This window comes from Streptomyces sp. NPDC059456 (assembly GCF_042750055.1).
Classification (GTDB): Bacteria; Actinomycetota; Actinomycetes; order Streptomycetales; family Streptomycetaceae; genus Streptomyces.
On record NZ_JBHYVA010000260.1, the window covers coordinates 3881 to 10552 of the forward strand.

Here is a 6672-nt window from a genome sequence, read left to right on the forward strand (position 1 = left end):
GACCCGGGGGTGCGGGCGCGCCCCTAACAAGTGCGCGGTGGGGGGGTATCCCACCGGGAGCCGCCCAGCGCGCCAAACACCCCCCGCACCCGCCCAGGTGAACGGGCCGGAGCGCGGTAGTAGCCGGCCTGCGGCCGGTCTGCTGTCAGGTCTGGCGGGGGAAGAGTGCGAGGAGCCGCTCCCGCTGGTTGGCGCCGAGGCCCTGCACACGGCGAGTCTCGGAAATTCCCAGGTCGGCGAGGAGTTGGCCGGCGCGAACAGAACCGATGCCGGGCAGCGATTCGAGGACGCGGCGAACCCTGACCTTGCCGACCACGGAGTCCTCGCGCTCCAGCAGTGTCGCCAGCAGAAGGTCACCGGCTTTCAGCGCAGCCATCAGTTCGCCGCGTTCCTTGCGGACGGCGGCAGCCTTCCGGAGGGCTTCAGCTCTTTGAGCAGGGGTCAGGGCGGGCAGGGCCATGAGGTGCAGTCCTCTCATCGGACGGGTGTTCCTGCATCATGTCGTGCCCCTGCGTGTATGACCAGCAAGTTTGGCATCGGCGGCTATGCGGGGCACTGGTACGGCGGCTGGCGGTGCGCTCGGGGGCGTGGAGGAAGAGGACACGGATGACCGGAGCGTCCTGGAGGCCGTCAAGGGGGTCGAGGATGACGCCGCGGCCATCGAGGAACAGGAGATGGCCGCAGGTCCTGCGCAGGTTCTCGCTGCCGTCGTCATGGTGGTACCCCGGCAAGGTAGGTGCGGACCAGATGTGCGGAGCCGGTTCGGCTGCGTCGCGCCCGTACCGGTGTTGCGGCGCGCAAGGTCAGGAGACGGCCGTGTCCGGGGGTGAGACACCGTGGTCGACATCGTCGAGATCTACGTCCACTGGCACGCGGGCCGGCCGAAGAACCAGCCGGCCACTTCGCTGGGGGTGGACCGCAAGACGATCAGGAAGTACCTGGTGCCAGCGGAGGTGGCCGGGATGACCCCGGGCGGGCCGCCCATGAGTGAGGCGGACTGGGCCGAGCGGATCAAGAGCTGGTTCCCGACTCCTCTGCGGCGCGTTCTCGCCGGTACCACGGGCCGCCGGGCCCCGTCGGCCCCCACTTCCTCAGAACCGCCCGCCGGCCTGACTGACGACGGACGAGTCCTCGTCCGGCCATCCCGCATGGCCGCCATCGGCCCGGACGAAGACGCGGGTGGAGCGCTCGGGCGGCGATGGGCGGCGGCGAGACATTCCGCCCTGCGGCTCGGCTTGAATGGTCTAAAGACAATCCGGTGACCGCTGGGCTACGCTGACTCCGCACTCGATCAGGCTCCGGAGGCCACGTCCCACCCCCGCGTTCGCCCTCACTTGCGACGCGGGCTGCTGGTTTGATCCGCGTTCGCAGTGTCCTATCGACTTTCGGGGAGAAGTCACCATGCCGAACTCATTCTCTCGTTTTCTGAATGACGAGGAACTGAAGAAGGTGCGCGAGCTCTACCTGAAGTCACTTCAGGAGGCCGAGCAGGGCAAGGCCGACGAACAGCACGAGGAGCAGACCGGTTCCGGCGCCGCCGAGACCACGACCGAGGTCTGATCCGGTGAGCCCTTCCGCCGCCCGCACCCTCGCCGACTACGACACCGAGTCCCTCGCCGCCCGTTACGCGCAGGACGGCGTCGCGACGGTGGGTCCCCTGCTGACCCACGAGGAGGTCGCGGAGGTCCGCTTCCACGTGTCCCGGTACAACCGCTACGTGATTCCCAATCTGCCGCAGGCGGTCCGCGACAAGACCGTGAGGTACGAGGACGACGGTGTCTCACTGCGCAGTTGCTATTTCATGGACCAGGTCGACGAGTATTTCAACGAACTCGGCAATCGTCCGTTCTTCAAACAACTGGTCGCCGCGATCGTCGGCTACGAACCCGAGCTGTACGTCGTGGAGACCTTCAACAAGTACGCGCGGGTCGGCTCCAGCGTCGCGCCCCACCAGGACTGCGTGTTCCTGCCGGTGGAGCCGATGGACGTGGTGCACTTGTGGATCGCCCTCACCGACGCCACGGAGGAGAACGGGGCGGTGAAGTACTGGACCGGGTCGCACCTGGGCGGTCTGCTGCCCCACGTCCCCGCCCCCTTCGGGCTCAAGGTGCGCGACGACATGGTCGACCACGACGCCGAGAACACCGTGCGCGCGGTGCTGCCGGCCGGATCGGCGGCCATACACAGCGGACTGGTGGTGCACGACAGCCCGCCGAACCGCACCGACCAACCGCGTCTGGGCATGCTGCTGGGATACCGCGGCGCCCACACCCGTCACCTCCTGGACCAGGACTGGGGCAGCTGACCTGCCGCAGGACCGACCAACTGCTGACCCTCGACTCGGCGCCGGAGGCTCTGATTCATGACCGCCCTTGACGCTTGGATGCCCGATACCCTGCGCCGGATGGAGCCGGAGGACCTGCCCGGTGTGGCGGCGCGGGTGCGCGAACTGCTCGTCCGCAGCGTCTCCGCCAACGGCGGGCACCTGGGATCGAACCTCGGCGTCGTCGAGTTGACGATCGCGCTGCACCGGGTCTTCCGCAGCCCCGACGACGTCATCCTGTGGGACACCGGTCACCAGGCGTACGTACACAAGATGGTGACCGGCAGGGCAGGGGCCTTCGGGTCGCTGCGCGCGCTGAACGGACTGTCCGGCTATCCGAGCCGGACCGAGAGCAAGCACGACTGGGTGGAGAACTCGCACGCCGGGACTTCCCTCTCCTACGCCGCCGGGCTCGCCACCGCGTTCGCGGCGCGTCCGGCCGACCGCCACCGACGGGTGGTGACCGTGACCGGCGACGGCTCGCTCACCGCGGGCATGGCGCTGGAGGCGCTCAACGACATCGGCGACCGCGGGCTCGACGTCACCATCGTGCTGAACGACAACACGCGCAGCTACGCGCCCACCACCGGCGCGCTGGCCCGGCACATGCGGGAGTTACAGGCGGGCGTTGCGCCCGGTGTCTTCGAGGCGCTGGGGATCCGCTACCTCGGGCCCGTCGACGGACACGACCTGAGCGCCCTGGAGAAGGTCCTGTCCGACGCCGGAGCCGAGCGCGGTCCCCTGCTGGTGCACGTCAGGACGCAGAAGGGCCGCGGCTACGCGCCCGCCGTGGACGACCGTACCGAGCACATGCACGGCGTGGGACCGTTCGACGCCGGTACCGGACGCCAGTACCCGCCGGCGCCGGGCCGGGTGCCGGCCGGTTCGGTCCTGGGCCCCTGCCTCGTGGAACTCGCCGCCGAGGACCCGGACCTGGTGGTGATCACACCCGCCATGGGAGGCCCGTCGGGACTCGACGTCTTCCAGGAGCGCTACCCCGACCGTTTCCACGACGTCGGGATCGCCGAGCAGCACGCCACGGGACTCGCCGCCGGACTGGCCATGGCGGGTCGCCGCCCGGTGCTGTCCATCCACTCCTCCTTCCTCAACCGGGCCCAGGACCAGCTGCTGTTCGACATCGGGCTGCACCGCCTGCCGGTCGTGGTGGTCATCGACCGGGCCGGGATCACCGGCGGAGACGGCGCCTCCCACCACGGGCTCGGGGACTTCGCGCTGCTGCGCCAGATCCCCGGCATGGCGATCGCCACCCCGTCGACCGCCGCCGAGCTGCGCGGCCTGCTGAGAGCCGCCGTCCGGCATCCGGGGCCGGTGGCCATCCGGTACGGGAAGGCGATCGACGACCCCGGGCTGCCGGAGGACGGCGACGGGGACCGCGGTGAAGACGGCGGCATGGCCGGCTGGCAGGTCGAACCGGCCCCCGGCGGTGTCCTGGTCATCGGTGCCGGCGATCTGCTGCCCTGCGCCACCGAGGTGGCCGCCCGGCTGCGCGCCGCCGGTGTGCCGGCCGGGTCGGCCAACGCCCGCTGGATCGAACCGCTCGACGAGCGGCTGCCCGGCCTTGCCCGGGAGCACCGGTTGGTCTGTGTCATCGAGGACCACTGGATCCGCGGCGGCCTGGGCACCGCGGTGCGCGAGCGGCTCGCCGACGAGGACGTCGACACCCCGGTACGACTGTTCGCGGTGCCCCACGACTACCTGCCGCACGGCTCCGTACCGGACCTGAGGGCCGCCTGCGGGCTCACTCCCGACGGGATCACCGCCGATCTGATGGCCCGCTGGACGGCGCATGCGGCGGGCGGCCCCCGCCCCCGGGGATGACGTCCGCCGGGCGACCGGAACAACCACCGGAAACGGTCAACGGCGCCTTGCCGGCCCTGTCTCCTCCTGACCGTCCTCCGACGGGAGACCCGCTGATGACGTCCTTCTCGCCTCCGTCGCCCCTCACGACGCTGACCGACCGGCTGCGCGCCCATGCCCGGCACAGTCCGGACAAGATCGCCTTCCGCTTCCTCGGCGACGGTGAGAACGTCACGGACTCCCTGACGTACGCCCAGCTCGACGCGGCGGCGAGGGCGTCCGCCGCGCGGCTCGGTGCCGTGGGGGAACCGGGCAGCAGGGCCGTGCTCGCCCACACGCCGGGGCTCGCATTCGTCGTCGACCTGCTCGGCTGCTGGTACGCGGGGTTCGTCGCGGTGCCCGTCTACCCGCCGGTCGGCAGGCGCGAGATCGACACCGCCCGGGACATCGCCGCGGCGACCCGGCCGGTGGCCGTCCTCACCGACCTGCCAAGGGCCATGGAGGAGATCACCGCCAAAACGCCCGACGCGGTGGTCCTGGGCCCACGGGACCGCTCGGAGCGGGCGCCGGCGGACTGGAGCGCGCCCGACGTCGACGCCGAGGCGCCCGCGCTGCTCCAGTTCACCTCCGGCTCCACCGGCACTCCGCGCGGGGTCGTCGTCAGCCACCGCCAACTGGCCGCCAACCAGGAGCGGATGCGGGAGACCTACGGGCAGGACGAACACGGCGTCGTCGTCAGCTGGCTGCCGCTTTACCACGACATGGGCCTCATCGGTTCGGTGCTCCACCCGCTCCATCTGGGGGCCACCTGCGTCCTGCTTTCGCCGCTGGCCTTCCTGGAGAGCCCGGTCCGCTGGCTGCGGGCCGTGTCCGGCTTCGGCGCGACGATCAGTGCGGCGCCGAACTTCGCCTACGAACTGGCGGTGCGCAAGGTCTCGGCGGACGACCTGAGCGGACTGGACCTGACGGCCTGGCGGACGGCCATCAACGGCGGTGAGCCGGTACGGCCGGACACCGTCGCCTCCTTCTCGGCGCACTTCGCCCCGGCGGGCTTCCGCCCCGGCGCGATGACGCCCAGCTACGGGCTGGCGGAGTCCACGCTGCTGGTCGCGGCCGAGAACTCCACCGACGCCCCCGGCTCGGCGCCGGTCCCGGGCGGCGACGGCGAGAGGGCGGTCAGCTGCGGCGCCCCGCCCGACACGCTGCTGATCGTCGGGGCGGACGGCACGCCGGTCCCCGACGGCGATCTGGGCGAGGTCTGGATACGCGCCGCCGACCCCAGCATCGGCGCCGGGTACTGGGAGCAGCCCGAGGTCAATGCCGAGCTGTTCGCGGCTCGGACGACGGACGGCGAAGGACCGTATCTGCGTACGGGGGACCTCGGTTTCCTCGCGGGCGGCCGGCTGCACGTCGCAGGGCGCTCGAAGGACGTCATCGTGGTGCGCGGGCGCAACCACTTCCCGCAGGACATCGAGTCCACGGTCGAGCGGGCGTCTCCCGCGATCAGGAAGGGCTGCGTCGCGGCCTTCACCGTCGGCGAGCGGCTGGTCGTGGTGGCCGAGGTCCGGGGCGATGCCGGCCCCGGCATCCTGCCCGCGGTCCATGCCGAAGTGGCCCGCCGGCACGGTCTGCGCTTGGACCACCTGGTTCTGGTCCGCCGGGGCACCATTCCCAAGACGTCCAGCGGCAAGATCCGCCGACGCGCCTGCCGGGAGGCCTACCGCTCCGGCGCCCTCCGACTGGAGTCCCCGGTGGACGCCGGCGCCGCGGACCGGCCGCAATCCGCGACGCCGCGCGCCCAGCCGGCCACCGGGCCGGGCGACGCACTCCTGACGCTGTTGGGCGAGGTGCTGGGCGTGCCGGAGGTCGCCGCCCTTCCGGCCGGCCGGGCGCTGGCGGAGCTGGGGTTGGACTCGCTGCGTTCGGTCCAGCTCCAGCACGCCCTCCAGGAGCGCTTCGGCCTCACCGTCCCGCTGGAGGAGCTGCTGCACGACGCCACGGTCGGCGATCTGGAGCAGGCGGTGCGCGGCGGCGCCCCCGATATGGAGAAGGCTCCCGCGATCGGGCCGGGCACGTCTTCCGGCCAGACCACCACGCCCGGTGCTCAGGACGCCGCCTCCGGTGAGGGCCCCGTACCGACGGTCTCGGCCGGGCAGCAGGCGCTGTGGTTCCTGGAGCACTCCTCGGCCGGCGATTCCCGCTACGCCGTGACGCGCGCCGCGCGGCTGCGCGGCGGAGTGGACGCCGGTGTCCTGGCGCGTGCGGTGCGTGAGGTGATGGGCCGTCACGAGGCCCTCCGCTCCCGGTGGACGGTGACCGACGGTCAGGTGACCACCCGCCCGTCCGGTGCGCCCGTACCGGAGCTGGTCATCGTCGACACCCCCGCCGACGGCTTCGACGCGCTGCTGGCCGCGCGCGCCGCCGACCCGCTCGACCCGGAGCGCGGACCGCTGGCCCCGATCACCCGGTTGCGGCCGGGGGGGCAGGACCCGGTACACAGGGGGGCGGGCCACAACAACGCCCCCGCCCGG

6 protein-coding genes are annotated in these 6672 nt (G+C 71.9%); 5 read left to right on the forward strand and 1 reads right to left on the reverse strand.

Annotation, left to right across the window (positions count from 1 at the left end; all coding sequences use genetic code 11):
* Positions 1-145 precede the first annotated feature (145 nt).
* On the reverse strand, positions 146-460 hold the full coding sequence (gene mihF / locus ACFXA3_RS22290) for an integration host factor, actinobacterial type (protein ID WP_385189200.1): 315 nt from the start codon (positions 458-460) through the stop codon (positions 146-148).
* Positions 461-836: 376 nt separating this feature from the next.
* Between mihF and ACFXA3_RS22295 the strand changes: the two genes are divergently transcribed.
* From ACFXA3_RS22295 to ACFXA3_RS22315, 5 genes are all read left to right on the forward strand, one after another.
* Positions 837-1262 (forward strand): hypothetical protein, encoded by a 426-nt coding sequence (locus tag ACFXA3_RS22295; RefSeq protein WP_385189193.1) that lies wholly within the window; start codon positions 837-839, stop codon positions 1260-1262.
* A 139-nt stretch (positions 1263-1401) separates the two neighbouring features.
* Positions 1402-1560 (forward strand): hypothetical protein, encoded by a 159-nt coding sequence (locus ACFXA3_RS22300; RefSeq protein WP_327280767.1) that lies wholly within the window; start codon positions 1402-1404, stop codon positions 1558-1560.
* A gap of 4 nt (positions 1561-1564) precedes the next feature.
* Positions 1565-2305, forward strand: coding sequence for a phytanoyl-CoA dioxygenase family protein (locus ACFXA3_RS22305; protein ID WP_385189195.1), 741 nt, complete (start codon positions 1565-1567; stop codon positions 2303-2305).
* Positions 2306-2362: 57 nt separating this feature from the next.
* Positions 2363-4162, forward strand: coding sequence for a 1-deoxy-D-xylulose-5-phosphate synthase (locus tag ACFXA3_RS22310; RefSeq protein ID WP_385189197.1), 1800 nt, complete (start codon positions 2363-2365; stop codon positions 4160-4162).
* 95 nt (positions 4163-4257) lie between these two features.
* Positions 4258-6672: AMP-binding protein (locus ACFXA3_RS22315; RefSeq protein WP_385189199.1), on the forward strand; the 2415-nt coding region annotated here is incomplete at its 3' end.